Origin of the sequence: Nitrosospira multiformis (genome assembly GCF_003050865.1) — a bacterium.
In the GTDB taxonomy this organism is placed as follows: domain Bacteria; phylum Pseudomonadota; class Gammaproteobacteria; order Burkholderiales; family Nitrosomonadaceae; genus Nitrosospira; species Nitrosospira multiformis_E.
In genome coordinates this window covers 1-14,236 of sequence record NZ_QAOK01000035.1, presented here as the reverse complement: position 1 = coordinate 14,236, position 14,236 = coordinate 1, and the positions used below count along the sequence as shown (strand labels likewise).

General features: G+C 53.9%; 17 protein-coding genes and 1 tRNA gene. 5 read left to right on the top strand and 13 right to left on the bottom strand.

Annotated features, from left to right (window positions below; all coding sequences use genetic code 11):
* Position 1 precedes the first annotated feature (1 nt).
* The 4 genes from ftsY to rpoH all read left to right on the top strand — a co-directional run bounded on the left by ftsY (position 2) and on the right by rpoH (position 3,569).
* Positions 2-988, top strand: coding sequence for a signal recognition particle-docking protein FtsY (ftsY, locus tag C8R21_RS13850; RefSeq protein WP_107763235.1), 987 nt, complete (start codon positions 2-4; stop codon positions 986-988).
* A 63-nt stretch (positions 989-1,051) separates the two neighbouring features.
* The gene (gene ftsE / locus C8R21_RS13845; protein WP_107763234.1) at positions 1,052-1,705 is read left to right on the top strand and encodes a cell division ATP-binding protein FtsE; all 654 of its coding nucleotides are present in this window, start codon (positions 1,052-1,054) and stop codon (positions 1,703-1,705) included.
* A complete protein-coding gene (gene ftsX / locus C8R21_RS13840; protein WP_107763233.1) occupies positions 1,702-2,610 on the top strand; it encodes a permease-like cell division protein FtsX in 909 nt (302 codons plus the stop codon). The genes ftsE and ftsX overlap by 4 nt, the downstream gene beginning before the upstream one ends.
* Positions 2,611-2,723: 113 nt before the next feature.
* Positions 2,724-3,569, top strand: coding sequence for an RNA polymerase sigma factor RpoH (gene rpoH / locus C8R21_RS13835; RefSeq protein WP_107763232.1), 846 nt, complete (start codon positions 2,724-2,726; stop codon positions 3,567-3,569).
* Between the two features lie 74 nt (positions 3,570-3,643).
* On the opposite strand, the gene C8R21_RS13830 is transcribed toward rpoH, so the two are convergent.
* From C8R21_RS13830 to aroQ, 13 genes are all read right to left on the bottom strand, one after another.
* On the bottom strand, positions 3,644-3,895 hold the full coding sequence (locus C8R21_RS13830) for a BolA family protein (protein ID WP_107763231.1): 252 nt from the start codon (positions 3,893-3,895) through the stop codon (positions 3,644-3,646).
* 111 nt (positions 3,896-4,006) lie between these two features.
* Positions 4,007-4,762: an ABC transporter permease gene (locus tag C8R21_RS13825; RefSeq protein ID WP_107763230.1), complete on the bottom strand. Its 756-nt coding sequence runs from the start codon at positions 4,760-4,762 to the stop codon at positions 4,007-4,009.
* The gene (locus C8R21_RS13820) at positions 4,759-5,688 is read right to left on the bottom strand and encodes an ABC transporter ATP-binding protein (protein ID WP_181258955.1); all 930 of its coding nucleotides are present in this window, start codon (positions 5,686-5,688) and stop codon (positions 4,759-4,761) included. Before C8R21_RS13820 ends, C8R21_RS13825 begins: the two co-directional genes overlap by 4 nt.
* Before the next feature lie 121 nt (positions 5,689-5,809).
* A complete protein-coding gene (locus tag C8R21_RS13815; protein ID WP_107763229.1) occupies positions 5,810-6,103 on the bottom strand; it encodes an STAS domain-containing protein in 294 nt (97 codons plus the stop codon).
* 3 nt (positions 6,104-6,106) lie between these two features.
* Complete coding sequence (locus C8R21_RS13810) at positions 6,107-6,760, bottom strand: MlaC/ttg2D family ABC transporter substrate-binding protein (protein ID WP_107763228.1); 654 nt, start codon at positions 6,758-6,760, stop codon at positions 6,107-6,109.
* Between the two features lie 154 nt (positions 6,761-6,914).
* On the bottom strand, positions 6,915-7,400 hold the full coding sequence (mlaD, locus tag C8R21_RS13805) for an outer membrane lipid asymmetry maintenance protein MlaD (RefSeq protein ID WP_107763227.1): 486 nt from the start codon (positions 7,398-7,400) through the stop codon (positions 6,915-6,917).
* Positions 7,400-8,197, bottom strand: coding sequence for a lipid asymmetry maintenance ABC transporter permease subunit MlaE (gene mlaE / locus C8R21_RS13800; RefSeq protein WP_074974996.1), 798 nt, complete (start codon positions 8,195-8,197; stop codon positions 7,400-7,402). Before mlaE ends, mlaD begins: the two co-directional genes overlap by 1 nt.
* Positions 8,190-9,002, bottom strand: a complete 813-nt coding sequence (locus C8R21_RS13795) for an ABC transporter ATP-binding protein (RefSeq protein ID WP_107763226.1) — start codon at positions 9,000-9,002, stop codon at positions 8,190-8,192. The genes mlaE and C8R21_RS13795 overlap by 8 nt, the downstream gene beginning before the upstream one ends.
* Positions 9,003-9,108: 106 nt before the next feature.
* Positions 9,109-9,990 (bottom strand): zinc-ribbon and DUF3426 domain-containing protein, encoded by an 882-nt coding sequence (locus C8R21_RS15985; RefSeq protein WP_181258954.1) that lies wholly within the window; start codon positions 9,988-9,990, stop codon positions 9,109-9,111.
* 27 nt (positions 9,991-10,017) lie between these two features.
* On the bottom strand, positions 10,018-10,932 hold the full coding sequence (gene prmA, locus C8R21_RS13785) for a 50S ribosomal protein L11 methyltransferase (RefSeq protein WP_107763225.1): 915 nt from the start codon (positions 10,930-10,932) through the stop codon (positions 10,018-10,020).
* Between the two features lie 133 nt (positions 10,933-11,065).
* Positions 11,066-12,424 carry an acetyl-CoA carboxylase biotin carboxylase subunit gene (gene accC / locus C8R21_RS13780; protein WP_074974992.1) on the bottom strand — a complete coding sequence of 453 codons (1,359 nt, stop codon included), beginning with the start codon at positions 12,422-12,424 and terminating at the stop codon, positions 11,066-11,068.
* A 99-nt stretch (positions 12,425-12,523) separates the two neighbouring features.
* The gene (gene accB, locus C8R21_RS13775; RefSeq protein WP_107763224.1) at positions 12,524-12,988 is read right to left on the bottom strand and encodes an acetyl-CoA carboxylase biotin carboxyl carrier protein; all 465 of its coding nucleotides are present in this window, start codon (positions 12,986-12,988) and stop codon (positions 12,524-12,526) included.
* 229 nt (positions 12,989-13,217) lie between these two features.
* On the bottom strand, positions 13,218-13,673 hold the full coding sequence (aroQ, locus tag C8R21_RS13770; protein WP_107763223.1) for a type II 3-dehydroquinate dehydratase: 456 nt from the start codon (positions 13,671-13,673) through the stop codon (positions 13,218-13,220).
* A gap of 374 nt (positions 13,674-14,047) precedes the next feature.
* Here aroQ and C8R21_RS13765 point away from each other — a divergent pair.
* Positions 14,048-14,123, top strand: a tRNA-Thr gene (locus C8R21_RS13765).
* Positions 14,124-14,236: the final 113 nt, after the last annotated feature.

Here is a 14,236-nt window from a genome sequence, read left to right as displayed (position 1 = left end):
AATGGCAAGTTTCTTCAAATCCAAAAATGATTCCACGACGAGCGAACCTACGAATTCGAGTTGGGGAGTAAGGGTCAGGCAAGGCCTGTCCCGCACGCGCGACAATCTCGGCAAGCGCCTTTCGGGTCTCTTCGGTGGCGGAGCAATCGATGAAGACCTCTACGAGGAGATGGAAACCATATTGCTCACGGCGGATGCAGGTGTCAGTGCCACTACCTGGCTGCTGGAGGAGTTGCGCAGAAAAGTCAAACGTAACGGCCTGACGGATGCGTCGCAGCTCAAAGATGCGTTGCAGGAAGCGCTGGTCGATCTGCTGGAGCCGCTTGCGCAACCCCTCGATACCGGCGCTCACCAGCCTTTCATCATTATGCTGGCCGGGGTGAACGGCGCTGGAAAAACCACTTCCATCGGAAAACTCGCGCATTATTATCAACTGCAGGGCAAGTCCGTGCTGCTCGCCGCAGGCGATACCTTCCGTGCCGCAGCGCGCGAGCAACTGATGGCGTGGGGGGAACGCAACCACGTCGCGGTGATCGCACAGGAAAGCAACGGTCAACAAAGAGGTGATCCGGCGGCGGTCATATTCGATGCCGTCAATGCGGCAAAAGCACGCGGCATCGATATCGTACTGGCGGACACTGCCGGAAGGCTGGCAACACAACTGCACCTCATGGAGGAAATAAAAAAAGTGAAGCGCGTTATTGCCAAAACCGAGCCCGGCGCGCCTCATGAAACGTTACTGGTTCTGGATGCGAATACCGGGCAGAATGCAGTCAATCAGGTACAGGCATTTGACGATGCCCTTGGCCTGACAGGTCTCATTGTCACCAAGCTGGACGGAACTGCAAAAGGGGGCGTGCTTGCCGCCATCGCCCGCCAGCGCCAGCAAAAAGTCCCGTTGCCGGTCCGGTTTATCGGTGTAGGTGAGGGTCTGGACGATTTGAGGCCTTTCGTCGCAAGCGAATTTGTCGGGGCGTTGTTTGATTGAGGGAATATACGAAAAGGATGGAGTTGAAATGGAATTGACTCGGCCAGCTCGTCGTGCCAATAAATGATCAGTTTCAGTGAGGTTTCCAAGCGCTACCCCAACGGTTTCGAGGCACTCCGGAATGTCAGTTTCACAGTAGAAACAGGGGAGATGGCCTTGATCAACGGCCATTCGGGAGCAGGAAAGACAACGTTGCTGCGGCTCATTGCCGCGATCGAGCGTTCCACCACCGGCAGCGTTATCGTCAATGGCCAGGATGTCGGCAGACTCAATGGCGCCGCTATTCCTTTCCTGCGCCGCAACTTCGGACTGGTGTTTCAGGATCAGAAGCTGCTGTTCGACCGCAGCGTTTTTGAGAATGTTCTGCTTCCCCTGCAGATCAGCGGTTTCGAGTCGAAAGCGGCTGTCAGGCGGGTGCGCGCCGCGCTCGATAAGGTGGGACTGCTGAGTAAGGAGAAAGCGCGCCCCATCACGCTTTCGGGCGGAGAGCAGCAGCGGCTGTGCATCGCGCGCGCCATTGTCAGCAGACCTTCGATACTCATCGCCGATGAGCCAACGAGCAATCTGGATATGGAGTATGCAAAGGATATCATGGCTATTTTCAAATCTTTTCATCAGGTAGGCGTTACCGTACTTATATCCACCCACGACGTTGAACTGCTCGGTGGCACCCCGCAACGTATTCTCACTCTCAGTCACGGCGAGTTGACTGGATGAACATCTGGTTTTCGTATCACTGGCATGCTTTGGCGCTAGCCTTCAAGCGGCTGGCCTTGATCCCGTTCAGCACGCTGCTGACCCTGGGAGTGATCGGTATTGCCTTCAGTCTGCCAGCAGGAATTTATGTGTTTCTAGAGAATGTCGAGACACTTTCCGGCCAGTTTTCGAGCGGTCCTCAGTTGAGTCTTTTTTTAAAACTGAATGCGACCCAGAGTGAGGTAGGCAAAATTGAATCTTTTCTGAAAGAAAATCCGCACGTGGCGAGTTTCAGGTTCATTCCCAAGGCCAGCGCCCTCGAACAGTTCAAGGAGAGTCCCGGACTGGCCGGAGTGATGGATGGCCTCGAAGGAAATCCGCTGCCTGATGCGTTCGTTGTTACCGCCAGGGATGTCTCAACAGAGACACTGAAAACATTGAGCAGGGCCTTGTCGGAACTCCGGCAAGTCGAACATGTGCAGCTGGACTCTGCCTGGACGCAGCGCCTGGATGCGCTGCTCAAACTGGGGCGGCTTGCGGCCTGGATGCTTAGCGTGTTGCTCAGCCTTCTGGTAATCGCTGTGGTATTCAACACCATACGCCTCCAGATTCTGACCATGGGGGACGAAATAGAAGTGGCAAAGCTGATTGGCGCAACCAACGGTTTTATCCGTCGCCCTTTTTTATATTTCGGGACAATACAAGGACTGGTAGGCGGCATCGTGGCATGGCTCATCATCTCTCTGGGGATCCACCTCACTGACGAGCCAGTAAAACATCTCATGCAATTGTATGAAACGGATTTCCGTCTTTATCATCTTTCCATGGGAGATAGCCTGGTCATGTTTCTGTTTTCGGCTGGCCTTGGCTGGCTCGGCGCCTGGTTATCTGTCGTTAGCCATCTCCTGAAAATAGAATTCCGATAATTCATGAGGTTAAGGCATTTTACATTGGGTAGTGGGAGGAACTTTCAAAAATGTTGACGCTCTTAACGGTTAACGGGAAAAAGTTAACGCTCACAGGAAACCAAGGAGGATAAATGACTTTCGCTTTAACTGTACCTTCAGCAGGCAGCCTCGAAAGCTACATTCAGTCCGTCAATCAGTTTCGCATCCTTACTCAGGAAGAGGAACTGCAACTGGCCCGATCGCTGCGTGATGAAGGCAGCATAGACGCTGCACGCCAGCTCGTGCTGGCGCACTTGCGCCTGGTCGTCGCCATCGCGCGGGGTTACAAAGGCTATGGCTTGCCCCAGGCTGACCTGATACAGGAAGGAAATATCGGATTGATGAAAGCCGTCAAGCGTTTCGACCCCGAGCGCGGCGTCCGGCTGGTTTCATTTGCAGTACACTGGATCAAGGCTGAAATCCACGAATTCATCCTGCGCAACTGGCGGCTGGTTAAAATTGCCACGACAAAGGCCCAGCGCAAGCTGTTTTTCAATTTGCGCAGCATGAAACAAGCTCTCGATACCATGAGCCATGAGGAAGTTGCGGAGGTTGCAAAACAACTGAATGTAAAGCCCGAGGAAGTAGTGGAAATGGAAACCCGTTTCAGCGGCCGTGATATTTCACTCGAACCGTTGTCGGAAGACGACGATGAGGAAACATTCAGTCCCATTGCTTACCTGACCGATGGTTCCGAACCCTCGCACGTGCTGGAGGACGAGCAAACCCTGCGTCTGCGGGGTGAAGGACTGGAGCAGGCACTCGGAAGCCTGGATGCACGCAGCCGTCACATCATCGAGGCCCGTTGGTTGCGGGAAAAAGACACGGCAACGCTGCATGAGCTCGCCGATGAGTTGGGAGTATCCGCAGAGCGCGTCCGCCAGATCGAAGCCAAAGCCATGCAGAAGCTGCGTACGGCCATGGCTCCTGCCGCCTGATATCCCGGTAGGAGTCTTCTCTGTCTCGAATCCAGATTGCGCAGTCTCAGGGGATCAAGGGGGATCAAGGGAGTTCAGTTCTGGTTGTTGCTTTCCGCCCACTGCTCCGGCGTCATGGTTTTCATGGACAGTGCGTGAATCTCCTGTTTCATTCTGTCGCCGAGTGCCCGGTAAACCAGCTGGTGCTGCTGCACCATATTTTTTCCACGGAATTCCGGGCTGACGATGATGGCGCTGAAATGGTAGCCATCATCCCCTTCCACATGCACCAGTTCACAAGACATGGAAATCTCGATATGAGTTTTTATGCTGTCCGCTGTAACCATCTATAGTTTCCCTTTCATGTAACGTTGCCGGCCCGGTAGATTGCCGTAAAAAACAAGAACGGCAATAGAGGTATCGTTCATATACCCGTTTCACCACTAAAAAAACCGCAGTCAATGCCTGATCTTGTAGCCTCTTTTGAGCATTTGCAGCGTCAGCCATGATACCGCCACAAAGCACGTGGCTACAATGCCAAGACTGACATAGGGTGAGATATCGGATGCGCGGAAAAAACCGTAGCGAAAACCATCGATCATGTAGAAAAACGGATTCAGGTGAGACAGGCCTTGCCAGAAGGGCGGCAATGAGGGGATTGTGTAGAATACGCCGGATAAAAACGTCAGCGGCAGAATGACAAAATTCTGAAACGCGGCGAGTTGGTCAAATTTTTCTGCCCAGATACCCGCAATGACGCCGATAGCTCCCAGCAATGCACTGCCCATCAACGCAAACATCAGCACCCAGGGGAACGAGGACAGGGGCACATCGAAGAACGTCAGGGTAACCAGGTAGACGCCCAGGCCCACTGCCAGACCCCGCACGACCGACGCAGTGACGTAGGCGAAAAATATTTCGCGATACGAAAGCGGCGACAGCAGGATAAAAACCAGATTACCGGTGATCTTGGACTGGATCAGGCTCGATGAGGAGTTGGCGAAAGCGTTTTGCAGCATCGCCATCATCACCAGGCCAGGCACGAGAAAAACAGTATACGCTACGCCGGGGTAAACCTGTACATGCTCTTCCAGCACATGCGAAAAAATCAGGAGGTATAGCAGGGTGGATACCATGGGGGCGAATACCGTCTGGAATCCGACTTTCCAGAATCGCAGCAACTCCTTGTAGAGCAGTGTAAGAAATCCGGTCATACGGGCAGGGTCTCGGGCTTCCTGATTTTATGTGCACCCATGATCCGTATGAATACTTCTTCCAGATCAGGCTGCAACACCTGCATCTCGAGCACCTGCAGTGCTGCTTTGCGCAACGCGGCCATGACCTGCTCGAGCTGGGAATACTCTGCCAGGGTCAGAATGTAGCAACCCTCTTCGCGGCGGCTCATTAGCGACTGTAGCGCCGGAGGCAACGTATCGGGCGACAGTCGCAACCGCACAGAACATCCCGATACGCTGCCGACCAGGTTTCTGATGCTGTCCAGGGCAACGACATTGCCTTGCTTCATCATTGCCACGCGGCTGCACAGCGCCTCCGCTTCCTCGAGATAATGGGTGGTCAATACTATGGTATGGCCTTCCCGATTCAACTGCTTGATGAAGCGCCAGAGTCCCTGGCGCAACTCGACATCCACACCCGCGGTCGGCTCATCCAGCACGATGACCGGGGGCTTGTGCACCAATGCCTGGGCCACCAGTACGCGCCGCTTCATGCCGCCCGAGAGCGCTCGCATGTTGGTATCGGCCTTATCCGCGAGGTCGAGATGGTGGATGATTTCCTCTATCCACGGCCCATTGTTCTTCAAGCCGTAATATCCCGATTGAATGGCCAGTGTTTCGCGGACAGTAAAAAACGGATCGAAAACCAGTTCCTGGGGAACCACGCCCAGCATGCGTCGCGCTTCGCGGTAACGGGAGACCACGTCGTATCCCATCACCCGCGCCTGGCCGCTGGTTGCTCGGGTGAGCCCTGCTATGATGTTGATAAGCGTGGTCTTCCCCGCTCCGTTGGGGCCCAGCAAGGCGAAAAACTCACCTGGCTCTATCTTGAGATCGATGCCCGCCAGAACTCGCAGTGCACCATAACGTTTGTGCATCTGCTCGACTTCTATGGCGGGTATCATGGAAAGATAAAATAGGAAGGAGCCAAAACGGGAACGCAGTTTATCCGCCAGAACCCGGGATGCGGGTGAGCGAGAACACTGTCGTTACGCGATTCCTGCGCGACAGGCTGATTTCTGTGAATTATGCATCGCTCATCAATTCGGATACCCCGTACAGTTGCATGAGGCTCTGCAGATTCTGCGGCATGTTGAGAAAGCGTATCTGGAGGCGGCGACGCGCGGCCTCGCGCCGCCATTCCAGCAACAAACTGACGGCAGCGGAATCGGCTTCGGTAACCCGTCCGAGATCAATTGTCACATCTTCCCCGTCAAACAAAGCAACGCCGCTCGCAACCACCGAAACGACGTTGTCGATCGTAATCGATCCCTCTACGCTCAGTTCCCCGCCTTCACGCCGGATCACGTCAGCCGTCATCGGCTACTGTGTGGCCACGGTCTCTAAATTGCCGGCCGCTTTTTTATCGTTTGCGGCCAACGCGCGATTCTTGTCTCCGAGGGTTTTCAGTAATTTTTCCACACCGCCTTCGCGCACCTGGCTGTTGAACGTGCTGCGGTAATTCGTAACCAGGCTTACACCCGCCACAGTCACATCGTAGACTTTCCACCCATCGCCTGTTTTTTCCATGCTGTAGTCGATATCCACGGGCTGCCCGCTATCCTGCATGACTTTCGTTTTGACGGTGGTATCGGTGTCCCCCGCCTTGCTCCTGACCGGCTCAACCTTGATCTTGTAGTCACTGTAGGTACTGAGTGCGTTGGAGTAAGTCCTCACTAGCAAGGTGCGGAACTCTTTCACCAATTCCTCCTGTTGCTGTGGGGTTGCCTTATTCCAGTTCTTGCCCATGGCCAGCCGGGTCATACGCGTAAAGTTGAAATGCGGTAGAACCTTGGCTTCGACCAGATCAAGAATCTTGGCCATATTGCCCGCGCGCAGTTCCTTATCCTGCCGAACGATTGACAATACTTCCTGGGCGGTGTTATCCACCAGCGTATCAGGACTGACTTCTGCGGCAGCAGGGAATGCAACCAGCCAGGCTGCCAGCAGACCTGAAATACCAAGATATTTTTTCATGATTTCCTCGCTTGAATAGACTGCTCAACACATGAAATGCTTATGCGATTGACGCTTCCGGCACCCGCATCAACTGCTTCCTGCTTCCTGTCCGCAGGCCCTTATCCGTGAAACTCAGACATTGCCGTGGGCATTGGACTCATTACCGCCCTTTCTAGTTCTTGTCGGAATTTTCACTGCTGCTTCCTTCCGAAGCTTTATTGAACAAAAATTTCCCGATCATTTCTTCCAGAACAAGGGCAGAATTGGTTTTCATGATGGTGTCGCCATCCTTGAGCGTCGCTTCATCACCGCCGGCAGCCAGGCCGATATACTGCTCCCCGATCAAACCTGAAGTAAGGATGCTGGCAAAAGTATCCTTGGGAAATTTATAACGGCTGTCAATATTCATGATCACCAGAGCGTCATATGTCTCTGTGCTGAACTGGATGTCCGTTACCCGGCCGACAACCACACCGGCACTCTTTACCGGCGCCCGCACTTTCAACCCCCCGATGTTTTCGAAGTTGCCTGTCACCTCATAGCTGTCATTCGCGCTATAAGTGCCAAGGTTGCCGACTTTCAACGCCAGCACGAGCAGAGCGCCGATACCTGCCATGACGAACAGTCCTACCCACAAATCCATTGTTGCGCGCTGCATCAGCCCATTCCCCTGAACATGAACGAGGTCAAGATAAAATCGAGTCCAAGAATTGCGAGCGAAGAAGTCACCACGGTGCGGGTTGTCGCACCGGATACACCTTCGGCCGTGGGCGCTGCATCATATCCCTCAAACACGGCGATTGCCGTCACCGCGATTCCGAAAACACAGGTTTTTATGATGCCGTTGACCACGTCGTAGCGGAAATCGACGGCGCCTTGCATTTGCGACCAGAACGAACCTTCATCCACTCCGATAAGTATGACAGCCACCAGATAACCGCCATAAACGCCTATGGCTGAAAACAGCGCAGCCAGCAACGGCATTGAAATCACGCCGGCCCAGAACCGGGGTGCGACTACACGCGCAATCGGATCTACAGCCATCATTTCCATTGCCGCCAGTTGCTCGGTCGCTTTCATCAGGCCGATTTCCGCTGTGATTGCCGAACCTGCGCGGCTGGCGAACAACAGCGCCGACACCACCGGCCCCAATTCGCGTAACAGGGACAAGGCCACCATGGTGCCTACCGCAGATTCTGCTCCATACCGCTGCAAGGTTTCGAAGCCTTGCAAGCCGAGCACCATGCCGACAAAAAGTCCCGACACGAGGATGATGATGAGCGACTGCACCCCGGTAAAATAAAGCTCCCGTATCACCAGGGTGAAGCGATGCAAGCTGGTGCCGGACTTGATCAAGGTCAGCAGGAAGAAACGGCTGGCGTAGCCCAGGCGCCAGATACTGTCTATGACGCGATGGCCTACGCTCTGGATACCAGCTACGATACGCCTAGGCAAAACTGCCCTCCAGTTTCAGATCCTGTGCATAAGGCTTGGCGGGATAGTGAAACGAGACGGGACCGTCTTCTTCTCCATGAACGAACTGATGCACAAACGGCGCAACCGATCGGCGCACCTCGTCCGGCGTACCGTGGGCCGCAATCACTCCGTCCGCGATGAAATAAACGTAATCGACAATTTTCAAGGATTCCTGCACGTCGTGAGTTACGACGATGGAGGTCATGCCCAAGGCATCGGTCAGGCGTCGTATCAGGTTCCCGATCACTGTGAGTGAAATGGGATCGAGTCCGGTGAAAGGCTCGTCGTACATGATAAGCAGGGGATCAAGCGCAATCGAGCGGGCCAGCGCGACGCGGCGCGCCATGCCCCCGGAGAGCTGGGTAGGCATCAACTCGTGCGCGCCACGCAAACCCACCGCCTGGAGTTTCATTAACACAAGATCCCGTATCATGGACTCCGGCAGATCCGTATGTTCCCGCATCTGGAAAGCCACGTTGTCGAATACCGAGAGATCGGTAAACAATGCGCCGAACTGAAATAGCATGCTCATTTTTCGACGCATGCGAAAAAGATCATCCCGCTTCAGCTTATGCACTACCTCGCCTGCAACTTTCACGTAGCCGGAAGTCGGACGCACGGCGCCTCCGATGAGTCGCAGCAAGGTTGTTTTCCCGCTGCCGCTGCCACCCATGATGGCGATGACTTTCCCTCGTTCCATCGTCATGTCGATTCCCTTGAGAATCGGACGCTGTCCATAAGAGAAATTCAGGCCTTCGATTTCGATCAGGCTTTCAGACACCATCTTCCGGAAGAGGAATACCTAATTTAGCGGGATATCGATTTTACCCCAAATCGGGTAGCCAGAGGCGGCCAGGAAGCCTGAGACAGGTAGTGAGGAATTGACGCAGTCAGGCGACTCGCCCTGTCGGGGAAGGTGAATGGACGCGACGATAATGACCGGAAACAGATGACCGCTTGTCAGGGGAGGCAGCAAGGCCAATAGACGGGCTCGCGGTCATCCCGGATGATGCTGTATTTTCCGAACCGGTAGATGCCGGTAAAGAAACAGTACATTGCAAAACTTTGCAATATTGCTCCAGAAAGGGTCTCGTGCTCGGCATGTTAACCGCCAGGTCACTGCGAAATGCATAGATGATCTGCGCCACGAGCACGATGAGCATAAAAAGATTGGCAACAGCCCACGCAGCCGTGATCTCCGGCAATTGCCCTCTTCTGGAAGCGTAGTGCTCTGGCAAATAATTATCCAGCATGTCGTCTTCCAGACCAGCGTACATTGCGTCACCCGTTTGCGGAATTTGTTCTCTCGCAACCCGTCTGTCCCGTGCTTTGTCTGCTTTTTTCGCGGCCCTGGAGTCAGGTTTTTCCCTTGCAGGCGTTTCAGGAGCGCGCGCCTCTGCTGCCTCTGGCTTGACAGGTGCTGAACTGGGCGGCTCTGACGTGAATGATTCAGGTGGATTTTGCGCTGATGGCGGTTCAGAGATGTGAGGTTCCGACATCACTGGCTCCGGCACGCCTCCGTCCTGTAGCGCTTCCGGGTGGGAAATCCCCACATCAGGGGAAAGCTGTGAAGTATTTTCCGACGCTTTCGCCGCTTCCCCGGTCTTCACCGGTTTTATGGTTTCCGGCTCCTCCATGGTCAGCAACGCAGCGAAACCATTAAATATGTGGCTGCACTGTCCGCAGCGCACCTCGCCTCCGTGCGCCTGCAGGTGCAGCGGCGTGACACGAAAGACCGTTAAGCAGTTAGGACATCGAGTTACAAGTGCCATACCGGTTCTGGTTTTTGTTTAATCTGTTCATTTTCTCGTGCCTGCCAGCAAGACCCATCCCTCGCGATTTCGTGCAATATGCATATCATGCGATTGCCGATAAGCCTGCATCACCTCTTCCGCCTGTTCCACGAGTATACCGGATAGCGCAATGCTTCCCCCCCGCCGGACAGCATGCGTCAATATGGGAGCCAGCATGATCAGCGGATTGGCGAGGATATTGGCGACCACCACGTCCGCCCAGCCTGCATGTTCTGTGTCCATCTGACCCGGCATCTGCGTATGAAACGCTATTTCGGTTTCTGCGCACTGATTAAGCCTTGCGTTCTGACGGCTTGCCTCCACCGCTTGCGGATCTATGTCGATTCCGACTACATGGCGGGCGCCCATCTTGAGCGCCGCAATTGCCAATATGCCTGAGCCGCAACCGTAATCGAGAACATCTTCCCCTCCGCTGAGATTTTCGTCAAGCCATTCAAGACATAGCTGCGTAGAAGGATGAGTTCCCGTTCCAAAGGCAAGTCCGGGATCGAGGATCAGGTTGATGGCAGCCGGATCGGGTATTTCATGCCAGCTTGGCACGACCCACAAGCGCGAGGATATGCGGATCGGATTGAATTGCGCCTGGGTTACCCGTACCCAATCCTGCTCTTCCACATATTCGATATGATAGCTCGGGGGGGCAGCCAACCCTGCCGCTTCGGCCGCAGCGCGCATTACAGCGGGAATGTCGGTATCCCCCTTGAATAGCGCGGTAAGTTCCGGTGCAAGCCAGATGCCTGCGATGGACTCCCCTGGTTCGCCAAACAGGGGTTGCTCATGCTCGGTCCCGGCTGCGGAATCATGGATGTCGGTTGATAGCGCGCCTAACTCCAGCATCGCATCGCTTAACGCTTCGACATGCATGCTGTCTGTTTTTATGATGACCGAAATCCAGGGCATGATGATAGTACGTACCTTGCATTTGGCTGCGTAAGCAGGCGGGCAGAACGTTCCAGGCCCGTTTCCCGAGAAGCTTCCACCTCAAAAACTCCCCGTCCGTGACTGGAGTTTCAGTACCGAGGCCGATAGAGCCTCAGCCAGAATTATTATTATAATTGGCGAGCTTTTGCTCCAGATAATGAATGCTCGTGCCGCCATTCAGGAATGCGGCGTCGGACAACAGGTCAAGGTGGAGCGGCGTGTTGGTTTTGATGCCCCCGATCACCATTTCCGACAGTGCGATACGCATCCGGGCTATCGCCTGCTCGCGATTATCTCCATACGCAATTACTTTGCCTATCATGGAATCGTAATAGGGCGGCACGAAGTAATTATGATATACATGGGAATCCACGCGAATGCCGGGGCCACCGGGAGCGTGGTATTGGGTGATACGCCCTGCCGACGGGGTGAGCTTGTACGGGTCTTCGGCGTTGATGCGGCATTCGATGGCATGACCTTTCAATACAATGTCTCGCTGCCGAAGAGTGAGCTTTTCGCCGGCGGCCACGCGAATCTGCGCTTGCACCAGATCAATCCCGGTGATGGCCTCGGTAACGGGGTGCTCGACCTGCAGGCGTGTGTTCATTTCGATGAAATAGAATTCGTTTTTTTCGAACAGAAACTCGAACGTTCCCACGCCCCGATAACCGATGCGCTTGCATGCATCGGCACAACGGGTTCCCATTCTGTCGCGCAATCTTGGGGGAATACCCAGGGCTGGCGCTTCCTCGAGAATTTTCTGATGGCGGCGCTGCATGGAACAATCCCGTTCCCCCAGATAGATGACGTTGCGATGTTCATCAGCCAGCACCTGAAATTCGATGTGGCGCGGGTTCTCCAGATATTTTTCCGCGTAGACCGTCGGGTTGCCGAATGCGGCTTGAGCTTCGTTGCGCGTAATGATAACCGCGTTCGATAACGCTGCTTCAGTGTGCACCACGCGCATGCCACGACCGCCTCCACCTGCCGCGGCCTTGATAATGATAGGGTAGCCGATAGCGCGGGCGATGCTCCTGATTTCGTCTCCGGATTCGGGGAGACCGCCGTCCGAGCCCGGGACACAAGGCACGCCGGCCTTTTTCATGGCGTTCTTGGCGCTGACCTTGTCGCCCATCAGCCGAATCGTCTCGGGCCGGGGGCCGATAAAGACAAAGCCGCTTTTTTCTACACGTTCAGCAAAATCCGCATTTTCTGACAAGAAGCCGTAACCTGGATGAATGGCTTCCGCATCCGTGACCTCGGCGGCGCTGATGATTGCGGGGATATTAAGATAGCTCTGTGCCGAAGGAGCAGGTCCGATACACACTGACTCATCAGCGAGTTTTACATATTTTGCCTCGGCGTCGGCCTGGGAGTGCACCGCTACTGTCTTGATACCCATCTCACGGCATGCACGCTGTATCCGCAGGGCAATCTCGCCACGGTTTGCTATCAGTATTTTTTCAAACATGTCTGCCGCTCGTATCTCGTTTCATGATAGAGGTGATTTCTCCTCTTCTACTGATGCGGGGTATCCCGCGGGGTGGCGTGTAACGCGCAAAACGCCGAATTATTCAATCACGAATAGCGGTTCGCCATACTCGACGGGTTGCCCATTCTCCACCAGTACCGCCTTGATGACGCCGCTCTTGTCCGACTCGATCTCATTGAGCAATTTCATTGCCTCGATGATGCAGAGCGTATCGCCTTCCTTGACTGTCTGACCTACCTCTACAAAGACATTGCTGCCCGGCGCGGAACTGCGGTAGAACGTGCCCACCATGGGTGATTTGACCATGTGGCCTTGAGGCAGTATCTCGGCGGCAGCCGTCACCGGTGTAACAGTGGGGGATGGAGAGGCTATAGCGGCCGGTGCGGGCTGTGGCGGATATGTTACGGCTGGGGGAGCGGATATCTGCATCGAAGGCGTGGATCTGCTGATGCGAACCTTTTCTTCGCCCTCCGTTATCTCTAGCTCGGCAATGCCGGATTCCTCCACCAGGTCAATCAGTTTTTTAAGCTTTCTCAGGTCCATATAGGGTCTCCCGATCGGGTTCCTTTTACGTTATGTTCTGTCAAAACCAAAACTTCTAACCATCTGTCAGCGCTCGAAGTCGCGGACTTTGTGTTTTTGTCTTTTTGAAAAATACCCCTGTTTCAAAACACGCGAGGGGTGAGATGAGCCAGCACCCCATTGGCCTATCAAAAGGAATTCTCAGCTCCTCAACGGTACCCGATCACTTCGTTGCTATCCCTGACACTCATCAGTTGCGGCCCAGCACATAAGTGAAGGCGAGTTCGTATCCCTTTGCTCCCAGACCGCTTATGACACCCACCGCCATATCGGAAAAAAAAGATTTCTGGCGGAAAGATTCGCGAGCAAAAATATTGGAAAGGTGAACTTCAATGAAAGGTATCCGGGTAGCCGCAAGTGCATCACGCAAGGCAATACTGGTATGCGTATAAGCGGCAGGATTGATGATAATGAAGTCTATTTTTTCAGCGCCTGCCTGCTGGATTCGGTCTATCAGCTCTCCCTCAGCGTTACTTTGAAAGCAGTTAAGGCTAATGCCCTCTTTTTCAGCTAACTTCGCTAAATTTCCGTTAATTTCTTCCAATGTGACAGTCCCGTAAACCGCAGGTTCCCTTATTCCCAGCAAATTCAGGTTAGGCCCATGGATGACCAGAATATTTTTATAGCGGTTTGAGCCATTTTTCATGGCGGCAAGTTTGACCCAATCGCAGGAAATTGTCTAGTAATTCTCGACCATTCGGCGAATATGTTGGAATTTACGTTTTTTTATTCAACAGGGAGTTCAAGCGCTCGGATGAGTTATTTTCTGCAGAAAAAAGGTGTCCCATTGGGATCAGTCGCAGGTTTTGTGGAAGCAGAATTTTCTGGAACAGAAGGTTGAGCTGAAAGATTTATGGGGGAGTTGGTTATGTGAGCTCGCGCCCCCCTATTGCACTGGCACAGCGCCTTCCCTGTTTTATTTTATTTCTTTCATTTGTGGTGGTGTTCCCAATGGGGAACGTTTGCCCGCGGTTTCCCAAAAGACTATAATTGCCATGGTTTATTCTGATTCCTTCCCAGGCTGTTGTAGCTCAGTTGGTAGAGCAACTGATTCGTAATCAGTAGGTCGGAGGTTCGACTCCTCTCAACAGCACCATTAAAATCAACAAGTTAAGGCTCTTTCCCATTAACGGGGGATGGGTCATTCATCAGACACGGTTGATCACACCGTTCCAACCGCATTGAGCCAAGACCCTCATGCGGTAATTC

Excerpts from the sequence above, each read along its gene's own strand:
- C8R21_RS13810 (WP_107763228.1), bottom strand. The coding sequence starts at position 6,760 with ATGAAAAAATATCTTGGTATTTCAGGTCTGCTGGCAGCCTGGCTGGTT.
- rpoH (WP_107763232.1), top strand. The coding sequence starts at position 2,724 with ATGACTTTCGCTTTAACTGTACCTTCAGCAGGCAGCCTCGAAAGCTAC.
- C8R21_RS13825 (WP_107763230.1), bottom strand. The coding sequence starts at position 4,762 with ATGACCGGATTTCTTACACTGCTCTACAAGGAGTTGCTGCGATTCTGG.
- C8R21_RS13830 (WP_107763231.1), bottom strand. The coding sequence starts at position 3,895 with ATGGTTACAGCGGACAGCATAAAAACTCATATCGAGATTTCCATGTCT.
- ftsY (WP_107763235.1), top strand. The coding sequence starts at position 2 with ATGGCAAGTTTCTTCAAATCCAAAAATGATTCCACGACGAGCGAACCT.
- mlaD (WP_107763227.1), bottom strand. The coding sequence starts at position 7,400 with ATGCAGCGCGCAACAATGGATTTGTGGGTAGGACTGTTCGTCATGGCA.
- C8R21_RS15985 (WP_181258954.1), bottom strand. The coding sequence starts at position 9,990 with ATGGCACTTGTAACTCGATGTCCTAACTGCTTAACGGTCTTTCGTGTC.
- accB (WP_107763224.1), bottom strand. The coding sequence starts at position 12,988 with ATGGACCTGAGAAAGCTTAAAAAACTGATTGACCTGGTGGAGGAATCC.
- C8R21_RS13815 (WP_107763229.1), bottom strand. The coding sequence starts at position 6,103 with ATGACGGCTGACGTGATCCGGCGTGAAGGCGGGGAACTGAGCGTAGAG.
- C8R21_RS13820 (WP_181258955.1), bottom strand. The coding sequence starts at position 5,688 with ATGATACCCGCCATAGAAGTCGAGCAGATGCACAAACGTTATGGTGCA.
- accC (WP_074974992.1), bottom strand. The coding sequence starts at position 12,424 with ATGTTTGAAAAAATACTGATAGCAAACCGTGGCGAGATTGCCCTGCGG.
- ftsE (WP_107763234.1), top strand. The coding sequence starts at position 1,052 with ATGATCAGTTTCAGTGAGGTTTCCAAGCGCTACCCCAACGGTTTCGAG.
- aroQ (WP_107763223.1), bottom strand. The coding sequence starts at position 13,673 with ATGAAAAATGGCTCAAACCGCTATAAAAATATTCTGGTCATCCATGGG.
- C8R21_RS13795 (WP_107763226.1), bottom strand. The coding sequence starts at position 9,002 with ATGGTGTCTGAAAGCCTGATCGAAATCGAAGGCCTGAATTTCTCTTAT.
- ftsX (WP_107763233.1), top strand. The coding sequence starts at position 1,702 with ATGAACATCTGGTTTTCGTATCACTGGCATGCTTTGGCGCTAGCCTTC.
- prmA (WP_107763225.1), bottom strand. The coding sequence starts at position 10,932 with ATGCCCTGGATTTCGGTCATCATAAAAACAGACAGCATGCATGTCGAA.